At 43.0% G+C, this 20,900-nt stretch carries 11 protein-coding genes; 6 read left to right on the forward strand and 5 right to left on the reverse strand.

The features are described 5' to 3' along the window. The first annotated feature begins 155 nt into the window (after positions 1-155). From NQ505_RS02005 to NQ505_RS02030, 6 genes are all read left to right on the forward strand, one after another. The gene (locus tag NQ505_RS02005; RefSeq protein WP_008997935.1) at positions 156-2,372 is read left to right on the forward strand and encodes a glycoside hydrolase family 97 protein; all 2,217 of its coding nucleotides are present in this window, start codon (positions 156-158) and stop codon (positions 2,370-2,372) included. A 105-nt stretch (positions 2,373-2,477) separates the two neighbouring features. Further along, positions 2,478-5,525: a SusC/RagA family TonB-linked outer membrane protein gene (locus NQ505_RS02010; protein ID WP_004299756.1), complete on the forward strand. Its 3,048-nt coding sequence runs from the start codon at positions 2,478-2,480 to the stop codon at positions 5,523-5,525. A gap of 29 nt (positions 5,526-5,554) precedes the next feature. Next, positions 5,555-7,165 (forward strand): starch-binding outer membrane lipoprotein SusD, encoded by a 1,611-nt coding sequence (gene susD, locus NQ505_RS02015; RefSeq protein ID WP_008024454.1) that lies wholly within the window; start codon positions 5,555-5,557, stop codon positions 7,163-7,165. Between the two features lie 35 nt (positions 7,166-7,200). Further along, a complete protein-coding gene (locus NQ505_RS02020; protein ID WP_008997936.1) occupies positions 7,201-8,373 on the forward strand; it encodes a SusF/SusE family outer membrane protein in 1,173 nt (390 codons plus the stop codon). 25 nt (positions 8,374-8,398) lie between these two features. Then, positions 8,399-9,880 carry a DUF5115 domain-containing protein gene (locus tag NQ505_RS02025; RefSeq protein ID WP_004305043.1) on the forward strand — a complete coding sequence of 494 codons (1,482 nt, stop codon included), beginning with the start codon at positions 8,399-8,401 and terminating at the stop codon, positions 9,878-9,880. A 163-nt stretch (positions 9,881-10,043) separates the two neighbouring features. Next, complete coding sequence (locus tag NQ505_RS02030) at positions 10,044-12,320, forward strand: alpha-amylase family glycosyl hydrolase (protein WP_008997937.1); 2,277 nt, start codon at positions 10,044-10,046, stop codon at positions 12,318-12,320. Between the two features lie 165 nt (positions 12,321-12,485). Here NQ505_RS02030 and NQ505_RS02035 read toward each other — a convergent pair whose 3' ends face one another. The 5 genes from NQ505_RS02035 to NQ505_RS02055 form a co-directional block, all read right to left on the reverse strand. Beyond that, entirely contained in the window at positions 12,486-13,250 is a 765-nt protein-coding gene (locus NQ505_RS02035; protein WP_004299751.1) for a UDP-2,3-diacylglucosamine diphosphatase, read from the reverse strand. 72 nt (positions 13,251-13,322) lie between these two features. Next, positions 13,323-13,634 (reverse strand): iron-sulfur cluster assembly protein, encoded by a 312-nt coding sequence (locus NQ505_RS02040; protein WP_004299750.1) that lies wholly within the window; start codon positions 13,632-13,634, stop codon positions 13,323-13,325. A 160-nt stretch (positions 13,635-13,794) separates the two neighbouring features. Beyond that, complete coding sequence (locus tag NQ505_RS02045; RefSeq protein ID WP_008997938.1) at positions 13,795-16,434, reverse strand: glycoside hydrolase family 2 protein; 2,640 nt, start codon at positions 16,432-16,434, stop codon at positions 13,795-13,797. A gap of 165 nt (positions 16,435-16,599) precedes the next feature. After that, positions 16,600-18,639, reverse strand: coding sequence for a GLUG motif-containing protein (locus tag NQ505_RS02050; RefSeq protein ID WP_008997939.1), 2,040 nt, complete (start codon positions 18,637-18,639; stop codon positions 16,600-16,602). 27 nt (positions 18,640-18,666) lie between these two features. Then, a complete protein-coding gene (locus tag NQ505_RS02055) occupies positions 18,667-20,862 on the reverse strand; it encodes a hypothetical protein (RefSeq protein ID WP_008997940.1) in 2,196 nt (731 codons plus the stop codon). Positions 20,863-20,900 lie beyond the last annotated feature (38 nt).

A 20,900-nucleotide genomic window follows, 5' to 3' on the forward strand; every position in this document is an offset into this window, starting at 1 on the left:
GATAAACAATTATAAAACAAGATACTAGCATTTATACAAACTTGTATTTTTATTCTAATCAAGCAAAAAAGTGAAGGTGGTTGCTACATTTGCAATATCCGAAACAAACAGGAATAGAAATATCGGTTAGCTTACAATTTAATACCATAAATAGAATGAAAAAGAAAAAGTTTTTTTCGATCATCGCATTCCTTTGCATCTCATTCATTGCGAATGCACAACAGAAACTGACCTCACCGGATGGCAATCTGGTTCTGACCTTTCAGGTTAACAAAGAAGGCGCACCAACCTACGACTTGACTTACAAAGGCAAGGTGGTAATTAAGCCGAGCACTCTCGGACTGGAATTGAAAAAAGAAGATAATACCAGAACCGACTTTGACTGGGTAGACCGCAGAGACCTCACCAAGCTCGATTCTAAATCCAATCTTTATAATGGCTTCAAGCTGAAAGATGCGCAAACAACTACCTTTGACGAAACCTGGCAACCAGTCTGGGGAGAAGAAAAGGAAATCCGCAATCAGTATAACGAACTGGCAGTCATTCTGTTTCAGCCAATGAACGACCGTTCCATCGTTGTTCGCTTCCGCCTGTTCAATGATGGTTTGGGATTCCGTTATGAATTTCCGCAACAGAAATCACTGAACTACTTCGTTATCAAGGAAGAACATTCCCAATTTGCCATGGCAGGCAACCATATCGCATACTGGATACCGGGCGATTACGACACTCAAGAGTACGACTACACCATCTCCCGTCTATCGGAAATCAGAGGTTTGATGCAACAGGCGATCACTCCAAATTCTTCTCAAACCCCATTTTCACCGACAGGTGTACAGACGGCACTGATGATGAAAACAGATGATGGTTTATACATCAATCTGCACGAAGCCGCTTTGACTGATTATTCTTGTATGCACCTCAATCTGGACGACAAAAACATGATATTCGAATCCTGGCTGACACCGGATGCAAAAGGGGATAAAGGTTACATGCAGACTCCGTGCAACTCTCCGTGGCGTACGATCATCGTCAGTGATGATGCACGTAACATTCTCGCCTCCCGCATCACCCTCAACCTGAACGAACCTTGTAAGATTGCAGACGCCGCCTCCTGGATTAAACCGGTGAAATATATAGGCGTATGGTGGGACATGATTACCGGAAAAGGTTCCTGGGCTTATACAGATGAACTGACCAGCGTGAAACTTGGCGTTACAGACTACTCCAAAACCAAACCGAACGGCAAACATTCTGCCAATACAGCTAACGTGAAACGTTACATCGACTTTGCCGCAGCCAACGGATTTGATGCAGTGCTGGTAGAAGGTTGGAATGAAGGATGGGAAGACTGGTTCGGCAACAGCAAAGACTATGTATTTGACTTCCTGACTGCATATCCTGATTTCGACGTACAGGAAATCCATCGTTATGCTGCAAGCAAAGGAATTAAAATGATGATGCACCATGAGACTTCTGCATCTGTTCGCAACTACGAACGTCACCTGGATAAAGCTTACCAATTCATGGTAGACAATGGATATAACTCGGTTAAAAGCGGTTATGTGGGTAATATCATTCCACGCGGAGAACATCATTACGGTCAATGGATGAATAATCATTACCTGTATGCCGTGAAAAAAGCCGCCGATTATAAAATCATGGTCAATGCACACGAAGCAACCCGTCCAACCGGTATCTGCCGTACATATCCCAATCTGATCGGTAATGAATCCGCACGTGGAACAGAATATGAATCATTTGGAGGAAATAAAGTATACCACACGACGATTCTGCCTTTCACACGCCTGGTCGGTGGTCCGATGGATTACACTCCCGGCATCTTCGAGACTCACTGTAACCAGATGAATCCGGCAAACAACTCCCAGGTACGTTCAACCATTGCACGCCAACTGGCATTGTATGTCACCATGTATAGCCCTTTGCAGATGGCTGCCGATATTCCGGAAAACTACGAACGCTTTATGGATGCTTTCCAGTTTATCAAAGACGTCGCTCTCGACTGGGACAAAACAATCTATCTGGAAGCAGAACCGGGAGAATACATCACAATTGCCCGCAAAGCAAAAGGAACGGACGACTGGTACATAGGCTGCACAGCCGGTGAAAACGGCCACGACTCCCAATTAACGTTCGATTTCCTGGAACCGGGAAAACAATACGTCGCTACCGTATACGCAGATGCCAAAGATGCCGACTGGAAAGATAACCCGCAGGCATACACCATCAAAAAAGGTATCTTGAATAATAAAAGCAAACTGAATCTGCACGCTGCCAATGGCGGTGGATACGCAATCAGTATCAAAGAGGTGAAAAACAAATCAGAGGTTAAGGGATTGAAAAGACTATAAATAAAGGATAGTCTTAAAAAAAGTGTTTTCAATAGGTATTTTTAAAGAAACTTTTAAGAGAGAGAAATAATATTACTATATTGTTAACTTTAATTTTTTAAATGCATGAAGCAAGTTAAATTTAGAATCGTTCAAACGATTCTCCCCTTGTTAATAGGGATGTTTTTATCATTGGGCGCTTATGCACAGCAAATCACAGTCAAAGGACATGTGAAAGATGCTATGGGCGAACCCGTGATTGGCGCCAATGTCATTGCCAAGGGTACCACAACGGGTACCATCACTGACTTTGACGGTAACTTCACATTGAATGTTCCTCAAAATTCTATTCTGTCCATTACATTCGTCGGTTACAAAGCAGCAGAAATTAAAGCAGCTCCTTCGGTAATGGTCACACTGGAAGATGACTCTCAAGTATTGGACGCCGTAGTCGTTGTAGGTTACGGAACAGTAAAGAAAAACGACTTGACGGGATCAGTTACTGCCATCAAGCCGGATAAAATCAGCAAAGGAGTAACCACCAGCGCACAGGATATGATAACAGGTAAAATAGCCGGTGTGAATGTAATTTCCAGCGGTACTCCGGGTGGAGGAGCTACGATTCGTATTCGCGGTGGTTCATCATTGAACGCCAAAAACGATCCGTTGATCGTTATCGACGGACTGGCAATGGATAATAGCGGTGTGCAAGGTTTGACTAATCCTTTGGCAATGGTAAACCCGAATGACATCGAAACTTTCACTGTTTTGAAAGATGCTTCGGCCACCGCCATCTATGGTTCACGTGCTTCTAATGGTGTGATTATCATCACTACAAAGAAAGGGAAAGCAGGCAGCAAACCACAGGTGAACTATGAAGGTAACGTTTCCGCCGGTATACTGCAAAAGACAATAGACGTAATGGATGCCAATGAATTCAAAGGATACGTATCCAAACTTTATGGTGAAGGAAATGCTCCAAGCCCCTTCGGTGAAGCAAACACTGACTGGCAGAAAGAAATTTTCCAGACAGCCGTTAGTACAGACCATAACGTGACTGTAAGCGGTGGTTTGAAAAATATGCCTTATCGTGTTTCTTTCGGTTACACCAATCAGAATGGGATCCTGATGACATCTAATTTCGAGCGTTATACCGCCTCCGTCAATCTGACACCCTCTTTCTTTAAAGATCACCTGAAGTTCAATATCAATGCTAAAATGATGTGGGCCAACCAACGTTATGCTGACGACGGGGCTATCGGCGCAGCTTTGACCATGGACCCGACCCAACCTGTATATGACTCTTCGGACATGTACAAAAACTTCGGTGGATTCTACCAACCGACCAGTGACGGTAGTTCATATAACGATCCGGAATGGCCGCTTACACTGGAAAGTAATTCAACCGCCAACCCTGTTTCCCTACTGAAACTAAAGAAACATACTTCCAGAAACACCAGTTTTATCAGCAATGTAGAAGTAGACTATAAATTCCACTTCCTCCCTGACCTGCATATCCATGCTAACGTAGGCGGTGACTACTCGGAAGGTAAGGAAAAGAATGTAAATTCACCTTATGCCCCGGGCTCTTATTACTATGGTTGGAACGGGACTGACTACGGCTACAAATATAACCTGTCGGTGAATGCCTATGCACAATATTCCAAAGAAATCGGGGATCATTATGTCGACGTAATACTGGGTGGTGAAGAGCAACATTTCCACTATACCGGATATAAAGTCGGACAAGGAACAAATCCGTTAACAGGCGAAGCCTACAATCCGAATCTGCGCTCACAAACAGCCTGGGGACATCACAGTACATTAGTTTCTTATTTTGCCCGCGTAAATTATACATTACTTAGCCGTTATTTGCTGACAGCCACTTTCCGCCAGGACGGTTCTTCCCGTTTCTCTAAAGACAACCGTTGGAGTAGCTTCCCTTCTGTTGCTTTGGGATGGAAACTGAAAGAAGAAAATTTCCTGAAAAACGTAGAAGTATTGTCAGATCTGAAACTCCGCCTCGGATGGGGTATCACGGGTCAGCAGAACTTAGGCGACGATTATGATTTCCCTTATATGGCACTGTACCGCGTCAACGCAGCCGGAGGTTATTATCCTTTCGGGGATACCTATTATGGCACTATGCGTCCTAAAGCTTATAACGAAGACCTGAAATGGGAAGAGACAACGACTTATAACGCAGGTTTCGACTTTGCTTTCCTGAACGGACGTATCTCCGGCTCGATGGATTACTATTACCGGAAAACCGACGATTTAATCAATACCGTAAAGATTGCGGCGGGGACTAACTTTAATACCCAACTGATCAGCAACATCGGTTCATTAAAAAATACGGGGCTTGAATTCACCATCAATGCCAAACCTATTGTAACCAAAGATTTTGTCTGGGACTTGGGATATAACATCACTTGGAACAAAAATGAAATCACTAAACTGACCGGAGGAGATGATTCTAATTACTATGTAGAAACCGGAGGTGTATCTACTGGTATTAGCGGTGCAACCTGCCAGGTACAGAAAGTAGGTTATCCGATGAACTCATTCTTCGTTTACCAACAAGTGTATGATAAGGATGGAAAACCGATTGAAAACATGTTCGTAGACCGTAACGGAGATGGTGTCATCAACGCTTCGGACAAATATATCTATAAAAAACCTGCCGCTGACGTATTGATGGGACTGACTTCCAAATTCACTTATAAAAATTGGGATTTAAGCTTTGCCCTCCGTGCCAGCCTGAATAACTATGTGTACAATGACGTACTGGCCAGTAAATCCAGTGTCGGCAAGGGAGGAATCTTTAATCATGGATACTATTCCAACCGCCCGACAGCTGCCGTGAATCTGGGATTTGAAGGAAAGGGAGACTATTATCTGTCCGATCGTTTCGTTGAGAATGCTTCATTCTTGCGTTGTGATAACATAACAGTAGGTTATAGCTTCAAAAATTTACTGAAGTCCCAGGCTTATAAAGGTATCAACGGCCGTATTTACGGTACTGTACAGAATCCCTTCGTTATCACCAAGTATACAGGACTCGATCCTGAATCGGTTATCAGTTCAGGAAATGATGCCGGAGTAGCAGGTATTGACAGGAACATTTATCCTCATCCGATCACTATCCTGTTCGGGCTAAGTCTTCAGTTCTAAGATTGTAATTTATTAAAAAGTAGACTATTATGAAGTTCAAATATATAAAATCAATAGTTTCAGCAGCGTTGTTCCTTAGCCTGACCACCGGAATGACCTCCTGTATCAATGACCTGGATATATCTCCAATCGATCCTCAGATGACTGCCACCTTCGACCAAGATATGTACTTTACCAAACTATACGCTTCACTGGGACTTACCGGACAAAAATTGAGCGAAGATCCGGATATCGCAGTAAAGGACGAAGGTCAATCCTGTTTCTATCGCGCTCTTTTCACTAACAATGAATATGGCACTGATGAGATGATATGGACCTGGCAAGAAAATGCCGGTATCCCCGAACTAACTTATATGCGTTGGAACTCCTCTCATCAGCAGACAGAAATATTATATAATCGTTTAGCATATAATATCACACTCTGCAATTTCTTCCTGGATCAGATCGCCGGAAAAGAGGATGCTACCTCCGTTCAGCAACGTGCCGAAGCCCGTTTTCTCCGTTCCTTATTTTACTATTATCTGATGGACACCTTCGGAAAAGCTCCTTTCACCGAACACTTCTCCAAAGAGAATCCTCCTCAAAAGACGGCCTCCGAACTGTTCGCTTATATTGAAAGCGAACTGGAAAGCATCGAAAATGATATGAGCGAACCGCGTCAAGCTCCTTTCGGACGTGCCGACAAAGCTGCTTGCTGGTTGCTGCGTGCCCGTTTGTATCTCAATGCCGAAGTATACACCGGACAACCGCGTTGGAATGATGCTATCACCTATGCCGGCAAAGTGCTCGATCCCTCCAATGGATACGGATTGTGTGGAAATTACGAACAACTTTTTATGGCAGACAATGATGAAAATCCCGATGCTAAAAAAGAAATCATCCTTTCTATCCGTCAGGATGGTGTACAAGCAAAGAGTTACGGAGGAAGTTACTTCCTGATTGCTGCAACGCAAAAGAGCGACATGCCGAATCGCGGAACAAATGACCCTTGGGAATGTATCCGTACACGCAAAGCACTGGTTGACAAGTTCTTCGCAAACAGTGAGGATATTCCTTTCACCGAATATACCGATAATAAATGGCAGAATGTGAGAGATGTGCAGGCTGCTGCAAAAGATGAACGCGCCTTGTTCTATACAACCGGTCGCAAAGCCGAACTGGAAAGTGTAGGTAAATTCACCGACGGACTTTCATTTATGAAATGGAGTAATCTGCGCTCGGACGGACAACCCGCTCACGATGCTAAAATTCCTGATACGGACATTCCGTTCTTCCGTTTGGCGGAAGCTTATCTGATTCGCGCGGAAGCCTATTTGAGAGCAGGCGGCGCAAATGCACAACAAAATGCCTGGTTGGATATCAAAGCCCTCAGAGACCGTGCCAAAGCAACAGAAATACCCTCTGCCAATAACCTGACATTAGATTATATTCTGGATGAACGTGCCCGCGAATTGTATCTGGAAGGATTCAGACGCACAGATTTGATCCGTTATGGCTATTTCACCTCAAGCACCTACCTCTGGGATTGGAAAGGCGGTTCCTTTGAAGGAAACGGTGTGAGTTCGATCTATAATCTCTATCCGATACCGAAAACAGAAACGCTGACGAATACAAATATGACTCAGAATCCGGGATATTGATAGAACCTTTATTCACGTTTTAAAGACTGAAAACAATGAAAAACCTATATAAACTATTTACATTGACAATGGGGCTACTAGCTCTGTCCGCCTGTGAAGCAGACCGTGACAGCAACCCTGTGTTGAACGAACCGGATACGTTCGTACTGAATGTGCCAGCTTTTGCTTCCAACAACGTGTACGACCTTAAAAACTCCGAATCATTGGAATTAACCTGTACACAACCGGATTACGGGATTCCGATGGCAACCACTTATTCAGTACAAATTTCACTGGAAGAAAATTTCGTTGACGCTCATGCAGAGACAAATACGGAAGCTAATTATACAACTTTGGGTACTACCCATTCTTCTGCCAAAATGGAAGTGAAAGCTTTAGAATTTGCATTGGCACTGGGAGACTTGTGGAGTGCATCCTCCGATGAAGAATTTCCGACCACTCCCATACCCGTTTATGTACGCCTGAAAGCGGAACTGACCGATAGTGGTCGTGGCATCGCTTTTTCGAATGTAATTGAACTTCCCAAAGTATTGGGATATAAAGCTGTACCGCCTCTCGAATTACCTTCCAGTATATTTATCAATGGCTCGATGGCAGGTAGTAATTGGAGCAACTGGGTGCCTTTGGCAGCAGTAAACGGAATGTCCAAGTTCTTCGGTTTATTCTATTTCGGAGGCACTGATATGTTCAAGTTCGGTACTAAAGAAGGAGAATACATCGGATTCAACGATCCACGTCTGACAATAGCCTCGGATGCATTCACCGGATCGGATGATGGATTTGGCGGACAAAATATCAGCGTTAATGTCACAGGCTGGTATACAGTGATCATGTCTGTAAGCATCAAAGGGACTGATTATGCCTTTACGCTGGATATTGCTCCGGGCGAAGTTTGTCTGATAGGCAATGCTATAGGAGATTGGACATTCGGCGATAAAGGCAAATTCCAAGCACCAACAACGGCAGATGCAGACTTTGTTTCACCGGTATGCACCGGAGGCGGAGAATTGCGTATGTCCGTCAAAGTTCCGGGAGAAGACTGGTGGCGTACGGAGTTCGCTATACCTAATGGAAAAATCGTGTTCCGTGAAAACAAAAGTGTGATTGACAGTTGGTCGGAAATAGGTCCTGAATATGCGATAAACGTTAAGGCAGGGCAGAAAATAAATCTGAACTTTGTTCAGAAAACAGGTTCCGTTACTCAATAATCGTTAACTTTAATAACTGAATATCATGAAAAGATTATCATATATGGCGTGTCTGTTGCTTGCTTCGGCAGCTTTCACCGCTTGCGATGAAGATTTTAAGGACTGGGCTGATCCCCAGTCCAATCCCCAGGAAGAAGCTATAACTGCAATGGTAGATATAACTCCGGTTGCCAGTATGAAACTTGAAGAACAGCCGGGCGATTCTGTGGTAATCGCCTCTGTTTCTTCGATTGCAGAAAACTTCTCACTCACAGCTTGTAATATAGAATTAGTTGCCGAAGGGCAGATATTAAATCTACCGTCAAAAGTAAAAGATGGGAATATAAAAGTCAGGTTGACAGAACTTGACCAAAAAGTGGCAAGTTTGTATAAGTCACAAAAATCTTTAGAGCGCGAAGTCACTTTAAAGCTGACACCGGTAGTCATGACAACCAACGGTGAAGCAACTTCACTGACTGAATACCCGGAAATGCAATCTGCCATCACTCCGGTCGCAACTCCGGCTGTGGATACGGAATACTATATAGTAGGTGATCTAAACAGCTGGCAGATGGACAAATCGACAGCCACAAAGCTCGAAGTAGACAAAGACAATCAGTATCTCTTTTCAGTAGTCGTCGAGTCGGAAGAGAAGTTTGATTTCAAGATTGTCCCGGGAAGTGCGATAGAAGCTCCGGATGCCTGGCAAAGAGCCTTGGGTGCTTCCAAAGTAATAGAAGATCCGGATCCGGGATTATTGGCTTTCAGGGATAAAGAAGGAGCCGACCCGGATAATCTCACCTGCGCCGGCGGAAAGAAAATGAAAATTACGATTAATGTAGAAGATTATACATACACAATCAAGGAGGATCTACCCGAGCACATGTACATCAATGGATCTCCGTACAGTCTTGGGTGGGATTGGGCAGTAGCTCCTGAAATGGTTCCTGTCACACAGACTCCCGGAATGTTCTGGAGTATACAATATTATACGGCGGGAGACCAAATCAAGTTTGCTCCGGTTAGAAAATGGGAAGGAGACTTTGGTTATGACGAAGAAATCTTATCTCCGGAAGCAATTGATTTCGCCGAATTAACATCCTCAGGAGGCAATATTGGCATTGGTAAATCCGGATGGTATCTGGTAATTGTCGCAGTGACTACAGAAGGAAAAACAATTTCATTCCGTTTGCCGGAAGTTTACCTGTTGGGAGGTGTGATTAACAATTCGTGGAATTGCGATGAAACGACCTTGTTCAGGATTCCGACCGATAAAACAAGCGACTTCATATCACCGGCAGCAACCGTTACAGGCATGGCACGTATTTCTACTACGGCTGTAGATGCCGGAGGCTGGTGGAAGAGCGAATTTACACTTGATCTGGCTAATGAAGGCGATGGTACTATCGTTTACCGTGAGAATAAGAACGTATCGGATAATCTAAGCGAACTTGGCTACGAATGTAATGTAAAAGCCGGTCAGAAAGTCCATATTAACTTTACGACAGGCAAAGGTAAAGTCGAATAACTATCAGACACTCTTAAACAGCACAACGAGTAGAATCAATTACGATCATATCTCAAGTCTCCCTCTTCGGGAAAGAGGAGATTTGAGATATGATCGAAATCTGACACACTCAAAGCTAAATATAGTACCACTACATTGGAAGAAGAATTCTAAAATAAGGCTTATGAAAGACTTTAAATATATTTGGCTCCTTTTATTGCTGATACTCAACAGCTTTGGAGCTTGTTCAGATGATGATCCGTTGATGCCGGGCGAGCGTCCTTCGTCCGGAACTGATCCTGCCCCGGAAGAACAAGTTCTCCACGACGGATTTAATTTTGATCCGGCTATTCCTAAAGCGGATGAACCACTGACTATCACCTTCAAAGCACCCGAAGGAAGTAACTTCTATGGTTACGCTGACGACTTGTACTTACACTCCGGAACAGGAGCAAACTGGACAGGTGCACCTACATGGGGAGATAATCAGAATAAATACAGACTGAAAAAGACAAAGGACAATGTGTGGAGTATCACCCTTTCCTCATCTATCCGCCATTTCTATTCTGTTGCTCCATCTACTCCCTTACAGACCATTAACCTGATTGTACGTGATGCGGAAGGTAGTCAACAAACCTACGATTACGCAACTTTAGTAGAAGATAGTCAAAACGGATTTATCTGGGAAGAACCGCAAAAAACCCCTCTCCCCATATCCGGAGAAGAAAAAGAGGGTATTCATATCCATTCGGCCACTTCGATAACGCTTGTATTATATGATAAGGACAGTCAGGGCGGTCATAAAGATTGTGTATTTGTAACAGGTAATTTCAACAACTGGAAACTGGATAGTCGCTACATGATGAAATATGACGAAACAAACCATTGCTGGTGGATCACTCTGGAGGAATTGACTGCCGGTGAAACACAGTTCCAGTACTTTGTGTACAGTGCTTCGGATGGCGGTACTTACTTGTGCGATCCTTATTGTGAGCAAGCATTGGAAAAGGGAGTGGATACCAACTTTCCCACTGGCGCACAAGCACCTTACGTATCAGTCGTAAGCACAAACCCACAACCCTATCAATGGAGTGCCGGAGAATTTGAGATGAAGAATAAAGAAAATCCGGTTATCTATGAGCTCTTGTTGCGGGATTTTACTTCCAGTGGAAATCTGGCAGGAGCAATGGAAAAGCTGCCTTACTTAAAAGAACTGGGAATAGATGCTATCGAACTGATGCCTGTACAAGAATTTGCAGGTAATGACAGTTGGGGATACAACACCGGACTATACTTTGCACTGGATGCCTCGTATGGAACTCAAAATGAATATAAAGCTTTTATTGACGCCTGCCATCAGAATGGAATCGCCGTTATTTTCGATGTAGTCTACAACCATACGAACAATGATAATCCGTTTGCCCGTATGTACTGGGATACGTTTAATAACCGCCCTTCCACTAAGAATCCATGGCTGAACGCTGTAACACCGCATCAGAAGTATGTTTTTTCACCGGATGATTTCAATCACACTTCAGAACAAACAAAAGCTTTTGTCAAACGCAACCTGAAATATCTGTTAGATACTTACCACATCGACGGTTTCCGTTTCGATTTCACCAAAGGTTTCACACAGAAACAGACAACAGGTGATGATGATTTGGCGGCAACCGACCCTGCTCGTGTATCAGTACTGAAAGAATACTACGAAGCCGTAAAAGCTGTCAAAGAAGATGCAATGGTTACCATGGAACATTTCTGTGCAAATGAAGAAACAACTTTAGCCACAGAAGGAATTCATTTTTGGAGGAATATGAACCATTCTTATTGTCAGTCGGCTATGGGCTGGAAAGATAATAGTGATTTCTCCGGATTATATGACACCACCCGTCCGAATCAATTTGTGGGCTATATGGAAAGTCATGACGAAGAGCGGTGTGCCTATAAACAGATTGAATACGGAAATGGAGCCTTAAAAACCAACCTGTCCGAACGGCTCAAACAGTTATCATCCAACGCCGCATTCTTCTTTACGGTTCCAGGTCCGAAAATGCTTTGGCAATTCGGCGAAATGGGGTATGATATTTCAATAGACGAAAATGGACGTACCGGAAAGAAACCAGTCCTTTGGGAATATCAGACAGAGCGTAAAAGCTTGGTAGATATTTATACAAAACTAATCACTCTACGGACAACACACTCCGATTTATTCAACGCTTCTTCTCAATTTACCTGGAAAGTCAGTTATAATGATTGGGATAATGGACGTACACTGACATTGAAAGCTGTGAATGGGAAACAACTTCATGTGTATGCGAATTTCACCAATGCATCTATCGATTATACTATTCCTGAAGGTACATGGTATCTATATCTGGAAAATGGGAATCCCGTGGAGGGAGAAAAAAAGATCAGTGTTCCTGCACACGAGTTCCGCTTATACACCAACTTTGCCGAATAACGAGCGGGTGTTTTGAGCAGAAAGGAAGATTTAACTAATAAGCATTGAAGATTCTCTAACGACAAAGGCACAAAGATGGCAGGTTATTTTTCTGCTACTTCTTTGTGCCCTTGTTTTATATTTTGTTCCGTATTATGCCTGACCTTTTATTTTGTTGAAACATAATTAGACCTGTGTCTCTCCCTCGATATACTCTTCCAAAAAGAGATTCTCTCCGTCAAACACGGCATAAGAGAAGAAGTTAATCCAGTCTCCCAAAATCAACACACGGGAGGTGGCGCTCAACATCAAATCCAGTTCAATGTGACGATGTCCGTAAATAAAGAAGTTGATATTGGGATGGCTTTTCAAGTAGTCTTTGGTATATAGTACCAAGTGTTCCTTGTTTTCTCCCATATAATCCGGTTCCTTTCCGTCCGCCCGTTTTTGTCGGCTGTGCTTAGCCCATGTTAAACCCAATTCAACACTCCAGCGGGGATGAATAGCAGAAAACATCGTTTGCAAAGTTTTGCTGTGGAACATCGAACGAAGTAGCTTGAACTTCTTATCCGGATCACCCAAGCCGTCACCATGAGCAAGATAAAACTCCTTTCCGTAGATTTCAGTAGTCAATGGTTCGCGATGCATGATGACACCACACTCTTTGGTGAGATAGTCTCCACACCAGATGTCATGATTACCTATAAAAAAATGCACCTCTACACCCATATCTGTTAGTTCGGAGAGCTTCCCCAAGAAACGGGTGTACCCCTTAGGAACTACCAGCCGGAATTCATACCAGAAGTCGAACATATCTCCCAGTAGATAAATGGCGGAAGCCTTATGCTTTATACTATCGAGGAAGTTCACCAAACGCCGTTCTTGAGTACGCCCGTGCTCAATAGCACGAGAACCAAGATGTGCATCGGAAAGAAAATAAATGTTCTTCATTTAATTACCAGTTACGAGATCTAATAACGAATTACAACTTATAAAATCAGAGCACTGCCTGACATAGAACGATTAAAGAAAACCTAATTCCAATTTGGCTTCTTCACTCATCATGTCTTTATCCCATTCAGGTTCGAAGACCAGATTGATGGTGGCGGAATTCACTCCTTCTACTGACTCCACTTTTTGGCGAATATCCTCCATAATAAAATCAGCAGCCGGACAATTGGGAGCTGTCAGCGTCATATCGAGTGCCGCTTCTCCACTATCGGAGACGTCAATCTTATAAATCAGTCCAAGATCGTATACATTGACCGGAATCTCCGGATCGTACACTGTCTTTAGCATAGCTACAATCTTCTCTTCTATTTCAATTTTTTCCATACGTCCTTATTTATTATGTATCGCAAAGATAGAGATAAAAAATGAAACATAAAAAATTAGGCACGGAATGCGTATCCCGTGCCTAAAGAATATATCATTTACTCTCTATCTCCGGTTACTAAAAAACACACCGGAACAGTAAATTGTTGTAAGAGTAGTCTTAATCTACTTTCTCACCGAAATCTGTCTGTTGTTGCTCCACTTCTTTCAGTTTTAATTCATTCAGTTCACGACGGCGGCGTTCCAACTCCAGTTCAGCATCACTCTTCTTGTCCATGGAGAACGATTCGGATGGCTTAGGCAACGCTTCTTCTTTCTTATCAAATATCAATGGATACATTGGAGCGGAAGATGTTAGTTCCAGTTCACCGCTTACGGGCATCTGTGATCCCTCAAACAAAACACTGGCTCTTACCTTAATCTTTCCGGGAGTCGTGGTCGACTGGATCAATACGGGAGCACTGCCCCATTTCACCGGAGCAGGATTTGCCAATACATTAGCTCCGCCCAAAATACGTCCCTCTCCTTCTACAAAGAACTTGATATAATAATTATTCAAACGCTTTACATTTCCATTCTTATCTGTGATTTCTGCCACAACAGTAACAAAATCAGATCCATCAGCACGCAGTCCGATTCCTTCGTTGTCTACTCTCAAACGAATCTGTTCTGCACGGCGGGCGGGCATTACTTTATGTGTAGCCACCACCTTGCCATCCATCAGTCCCTCTGCCAGGAAATAGACGTCCGCATCATGCTTTTCACGAGTCATCTTCTTATCAACCATAAAGTCAAATATCCCGGGGAAAGTTATTACCGGAGAAGGCATTCCTTTTCGTGTCTTGTCTTTTTTATAGGTATAAGTTTGCCCATCTTTATTCACAGTCAAACGAACTTCATCGCAGTTGGAATACACCGTTACATCTCTGCTTGAGAACGGTGTCATCTCGTGAGCGATATAAACCATCGGTCCGCTTTCTGCCAAACTCTCGGAAACGACAGCCGGACGTTGCGCCTTAAACATATAATAGGAATACTTAGGCTGACGGAATACATCCATCAATCCACCATAGAACGGGTCCGGGTGGTATCCCCGCTGATGATCGAACGAATGCCACAAGCATCCGCCGACATGCCAGGGAGACTCTTTATACAAACCATCATAGCAAATGTAATTATAATAAGGAGAAGCGTAATGAGCAGCCTGTATAAGCATAGGCTGTTCTCCCCAGTTACGGGCTGTGCGACTTGGAGAATTGTGCGAACTCCAATCATCGACATTATCTCCCCACTCGCGTGTAAAATATGTAATTTTAGGATCACGTTTTGAAAGATCCATCGGATGGGCAAACTGTACCGGAAAATATTGCGAGCCCTTGGCTTGCACATCACAACCGGAATAGCAAGACGGATAAGGATATTCCTCATCAACAATCCCTTTCACACGCCCGGCAAAATCTTCCGGATACCATGTTTCATTCAAGATCGGTTCCCACAGCCATACACAAGGATGGTTACGGTCACGACGAACCATATTACGTATATCATTATAAACCCGTTTGGCAAAAATGGGTTCGTCATTCCAGAATTGCCATCCCGGAGTATTCACGATAACAAACAGACCAAGTTCATCACAAGCATCCATAAAAGCAGGATCTTGCGGACAATGTGCATTACGGATTACTTCCAGCCCCAAATCTTTCAGTTTCTTGGCGTCACGCCAGTGAATACTATTGGCAACCGCATTTCCTACAACTGCAAAATCCTGATGCCGATTAGCTCCCATCAAAGGTTTACCATAAGGTTTTCCATTCAGCCAGAAGCCATCTTTTCCCTTAAATTCGATACTACGGATACCGACGCGACGACGATAACCGTCTACTACATTTCCATTCTTATCATAAATACGTACACACAGATTATACAGATAAGGTGATTCAGGAGTCCATAAATGCGGCTGCTCTACTTTCATCTTTCCATTATGACTTGTCGCAGTCCCTTTACGGATATTCAGTTTCACATCTGACGATGCCACTTCTTTTCCTTCACGGTCTACTAAAGAATAGGAAATTTTTCCTGCAAAGCCCTGTTTGTCTTCATTACGTATATGCGCTTTCAAGAGAATATCTGCCGATTGCTCCGATACACGATCTGTGGCAATAAACAGTCCGCCTCCTGCTATTTCGTTCTCGTAATTCGGATCCGTGATAAACACATAATTATGTGCAATCAGCCAGCAATCCCGATAAATGCCTCCCAAATAGGCATAATCTAACACATCTTGTGGTTTTCCAGGCGCATAGGTCGGATCGTCGCTATTATCAGCCCACACCGCAATCACATTGTCCTCTCCCCACTTTAATGCATCAGTCACATCTACCGATACGGGAAGATAGCCTCCAAAGTGCTCTGCCAATAATTTACCGTTTACATAAATCTTACTTTTACCCATAATGGCTTCAAAGTGCAGAAACAGTTTCTTTCCTTTCAATGCTTCGGATGGAGTAAAGTGTTTACGATACCATACTTCCCCCTGATAATTGATGCAACCACTAGCCTCAGTAGGAAGATACTCGATACCATTAGGTAAAGACACCACCTGCCAGGCTTTGTCGTTAAATTCTTTTGCTTCGGCACCCACCGCACTTCCTTTATAAAAGCGCCAGGCAGGATTCATCGAGTACACATCACGCCCGGTATCCGGCAACCGGAAGAAACCGGCTATTGAAAATTCCGGTTCATGGGCATAACCCATAAAAAACAGAGATAAAAGCAGTAAGCTAACAAAGATTCGTCTCATATAAAGTTTTATTTTATAATGAATGTCATGTTGTCTGTCGCAATCAACCCAAAGATGTCTTCGACATACAAAGATAGTATATTCCAGATACGAATCCCCCTATTTGTCCTCTTCATATACAAAACAAGGATAAATAAGGGGTTCCAAACTAATACCTGTCAGTTATTATTCATCCGGTTGAATGAGTAAAGGTACTCTGGCACTATCGGTTCCTGTATTTTCAACATACTTGTAACCAGAGCCAGCTACCGCTTGATTCATGGATGTTATTTTGTCAATAAGGGCAGCAGCATCGCTTACCTTAGTTGAAGTTGGTAAGTTTCCACCCGGATTCGAAACTCCGTCGGACATAAAATAACATTCGTTTGCTGTCACTGATCCCGTTGATATTCCACAAATGGTAACAGAAGCAGTGCCAGAAAGCACAGAAGTTGAATAACATCCTGTCAAAGTTCCACCATTTTTCACCAAACCACCAATGTTTCCGGACGCTTTGGCCACTATTTCACCAGCAGCAAACGAAGCGGTTACAGGTCCTTCGTTTCCTCCCACCAGGCCACCGGCATTCACAGCTGTAAATGCAGTGATAGTCATCAAAGAATAACAGCCAGTTATGGTTCCCTGAACATTCCAACCCACAAGTCCTCCGATGGCACCTTCACCATTACCTCTATATATAAAGGATACCTCCTTGTCAATCGAAGAACCTTGTATTTGTGCCTTAGACCACCATCCGTTCACACCTGCCAATCCACCGGCATTTACTTTACCACCGGCAACAGTCAGTACCACATTGCCTTTTACCTTACAATCCTTTATCATTGACTCACCAGTCTGATTATGTCCGGTAATAGCCCCTAACTTAGCATCTGCTCCATTGACAGTCAACGCTCCTCCATCAATGACGCAATTCTGAATCGTTCCGGTATTTATTGCTGCAAATGCTCCAGCTGCGCCTGGCACTTGTTTCACCGTTACATCTTTAAGGGTTAAATTTTTAATGATACCATTATTAGTTATAAACAAACCGGCATCGTTTCCTGTTGCTTCAATTGTAAGACCGAAGATAGTCTTGCCATTGCCGTCCAATGTACCTTTAAACTCCGTAACCGGTACCCATGCCTCTTTAGTCGACATATCAAGATCAGCATCTAATGTAATTACCGTAGCAGCATTCGTCATAACAGTCGGTTCACTTGCCAAATTTATCAACCCGTCTTCTTTCTTGACTAAATACTTACCCGCTTCAGTCTCCTCATATCCCAAGTCTGCCACCAGCATAAATGATATACCATATCGCTTTCCAGCCACATATTTATATTCATCTCCTGCTACCACCGATTCGGCATTATAAAGTTCACTGATCTTTCCTTTTTTCTCTATTGTTTCCGTAGAGGAAGAATCTCCCACTTTTTCTATCGTAGCAGTAAAGGTTAATTCTGTATCCTTTGTCATGTCTGCCATCGGGAAGAAACTCAAATAACCGTATGCAACTTCATTCTTTGCCATTTCCAAACTTGTCATAGACAAAGTCAGACTATTACTTTTATCACCATACGTTTTCTCTTCTCCCGAAACTGTCAACGTTTTTGGGAAAATAGCAGCATCAGCCGAAACAACCACCTTTGTCACTTTATAGGCATCCGGTCTTCGATTGGTGAATTTAAACTGATAAAGAGCTGTCAAATGTTCAAACTTAAGATTGGTGACGGTAGTCCCATTCACCGTGCCTTTAGCAAGCATGTGCATCGTATTCTGCAACTCTGCTTTTTGGGCACTTTGCGTAGCATCTCCCAACGTAAAAGTGAAAACATTCCCTAGAGTCGGAGCATCTTTTTTCGGATAGATTCCCCAAACAGTAGCTCCCTCTTCAAAGTTACCATTCCCTGTGAATTCCACATTTCCCGACGGTTCACTCTCATCATAATTTATGGTTGTGAAATCATAGCCATTTGTTCCATTCCAAAGTGTAACCTTATCATCGGCATTCCACATAAAGGAACTACCGTCATCTTGTACGTTGGCACGTGTAGATGATTCTTTGTCCGTATTTTCATACCCCCGGATAGAAGCAACAGCCACATAAGTCTGTGATTCTCCCCGTTGCAATTCATCCCCACCTTCAATGAAAACATCTTCTTTACAAGAGCTTAGGGTGGCTGCACTTAGCAGCCCGATCCCTAATAAAGAATAGATTTTATTCATGATTTATTTTTTTCCGTTATCAGTTATTTAAATATCACCACCATCTCCAAAATCTGATCCACCGAAGCCAGGTTCTTTCACAGCCCCCTGTAGAATCAACGGACAGTATAAATTGGATCCTGCATCCTCATTCACTTTAAAGCTAAAACCAAATTCTGGATCCTTGGCTTCTATTGCCAGATTCATCTGACGTTTCTTATCCTTGAGTTGAGTAGCTGTTACCTTACTAATTCCATTTACAGATCCGCTTCCTACAGGATTAGTCACCGTCTCGCCTACGAAATAACACTGGTTGATTCCTGTTGAATTCGAAGCGACGAAAGCTCCCAATTTATTACTTCCAGCATTATTAGTCACATTTATCTGCGTGGTCGAGTAGCAAGCCGTCACAGTAGCATCAGCATTATTAATGGTATTCTGTGCAATGAAACCGCCAGTATTATTATAGATAGTTCCACTAATTGAACCGGCTACATAACAGGCCAGAACCGTACCGTTACTATTAGCCCCTATAAGTCCTCCTACTTGTCCGGAACAAGAAACCTCAAGTTTGGCTAATGAGTAACAACCTTTGACTTTACCGGAGTTGTTCCAGCCAACAAGTCCGCCGACACAGGATGCACCACTAGAGTTACTAGGATGCTTGATTGTTACATCTGCACCGACATACGAATTTATAATAAGAGCCGTTCCATTAAAATGCTCACCAACCAAGCCACCATAATTAGAATTACCAGCACCACTCAAATTAAGGTTAATAGTTCCACTGATAACTTGACAACCTTCTATTCTTCCTTCGGAGTTTCGACCGATCAAACCACCAAAAACTGCCGGTTTTATAACGGTTGCAGTCACTCCCTTGACTGTACAATTCTGAATGACACTCGTTGAACTTTCGGCAGCCAATGCTCCTGCTCCCTCTGTGATATCAGCAGAGAAACTTACATTTTCCAAAGTCAAATTCCGGATAGTTCCCGTATTGGTAGCAATAAAACCTTTATTAGCTATTTGCAAATTGCGGATGGTAACACCATTACCTTCAAATACACCTCCAAACGCACTAATAGGTTCCCAAAGTTCATTACCCATATCAATCACTTTTATTCCATCCCCTGCCGGTTCATCGATATATTCTTTTTCTAAAGTAACAGTTGCCTTACGGTATTCATCCGCAATTTTATTCCATCCGAATAATCCAGTCTTATTATAGATATGAATATTTCCATCATCATCGATCATATAGCCCTCATCAGGAATTCTGAAACGATAATCTACCTCAAAATCCATTTTATAATGCTTGCCGGCTGCAAACTGATTGGCAGTAGCATCCATATCAAGTCCGATGTTATCCTCCAAATCTTTGACTTTTACTTTTTTCAGCAGGATAATATCCTGTTCCACTTCATTATTCAAAACGCTTACTGTAATATTCAGTTCGGTCGTACTTTTCATCAACCGGGTATCACCATAGGTTGTAGGTAATATATTCAAATACCCGTTTAATGTTTCATTCTGCGCCAATGCTTGTCCACTCATGTCAAGTGTCAGTTTGTTACGCATACCTGAAAGACTCTGTACCACTCCGTCTTCGTCGATCTTCAACTCTGCGGGAAATACATCATCATCACTCTCCAGCGTAATATAGCGAATCTTCAGTTCCCGGTCCGACGTGTTTTTCAAACCAAACTGTATCAATGCAGTCAATGGTGAAAACGTTAATGCAGGAATCTTATTATCAGTCACATCCCCGGTGGCAACCATATAGGTAGTGGCTGCCAGTTCTGCTGTTTTTCCAGTCTGAGTAAATGTCTCCGGCATAGAAAAGGTAGCCAGGTCATTAAATGTTTTTGCTTCTTTCCGTGGAAATACCGCAATCAGCTTATGGCCATTTTCTACAGCAGCTTTTCCTGTGAATTCAGCAGATTTGTCAGGTTGGTTGTCATTATACCCCGGGGTGATAGAGAAATCATAGCCGGCTCCGAAGCTGCGATTCCATAATGTAACAGCATCTCCTTTATTCCATGTATACACTCCATTCTGCAAATTGCTGCGACCCAAAGGGGCGGACTGTTTAATAGAAGCTATAAATGAATAATCAGTCAGATTCTTGTCGGTTTCGTTCCCTTCACCGTTATTTTCATTCACTATCTTGTCCTCTTCGCAAGAGGTTAGTGCCATTGCGCCCAGCAGTGCAACGCTCAATAAGTGATAAACCTTTTTCATAACTATATAAAAGTTTGTTCGATTAAATATCTTTATTT

The sequence above is a fragment of the Bacteroides sp. D2 genome, assembly GCF_025147085.1.
Taxonomy (GTDB): domain Bacteria; phylum Bacteroidota; class Bacteroidia; order Bacteroidales; family Bacteroidaceae; genus Bacteroides.

What these genes read in the sequence shown, in the direction of transcription:
- NQ505_RS02005 (WP_008997935.1), top strand. Translation starts at nt 156, where the DNA reads ATGAAAAAGAAAAAGTTTTTTTCGATCATCGCATTCCTTTGCATCTCA.
- NQ505_RS02010 (WP_004299756.1), top strand. Translation starts at nt 2,478, where the DNA reads ATGAAGCAAGTTAAATTTAGAATCGTTCAAACGATTCTCCCCTTGTTA.
- susD (WP_008024454.1), top strand. Translation starts at nt 5,555, where the DNA reads ATGAAGTTCAAATATATAAAATCAATAGTTTCAGCAGCGTTGTTCCTT.
- NQ505_RS02020 (WP_008997936.1), top strand. Translation starts at nt 7,201, where the DNA reads ATGAAAAACCTATATAAACTATTTACATTGACAATGGGGCTACTAGCT.
- NQ505_RS02025 (WP_004305043.1), top strand. Translation starts at nt 8,399, where the DNA reads ATGAAAAGATTATCATATATGGCGTGTCTGTTGCTTGCTTCGGCAGCT.
- NQ505_RS02030 (WP_008997937.1), top strand. Translation starts at nt 10,044, where the DNA reads ATGAAAGACTTTAAATATATTTGGCTCCTTTTATTGCTGATACTCAAC.
- NQ505_RS02035 (WP_004299751.1), bottom strand. Translation starts at nt 13,250, where the DNA reads ATGAAGAACATTTATTTTCTTTCCGATGCACATCTTGGTTCTCGTGCT.
- NQ505_RS02040 (WP_004299750.1), bottom strand. Translation starts at nt 13,634, where the DNA reads ATGGAAAAAATTGAAATAGAAGAGAAGATTGTAGCTATGCTAAAGACA.
- NQ505_RS02045 (WP_008997938.1), bottom strand. Translation starts at nt 16,434, where the DNA reads ATGAGACGAATCTTTGTTAGCTTACTGCTTTTATCTCTGTTTTTTATG.
- NQ505_RS02050 (WP_008997939.1), bottom strand. Translation starts at nt 18,639, where the DNA reads ATGAATAAAATCTATTCTTTATTAGGGATCGGGCTGCTAAGTGCAGCC.
- NQ505_RS02055 (WP_008997940.1), bottom strand. Translation starts at nt 20,862, where the DNA reads ATGAAAAAGGTTTATCACTTATTGAGCGTTGCACTGCTGGGCGCAATG.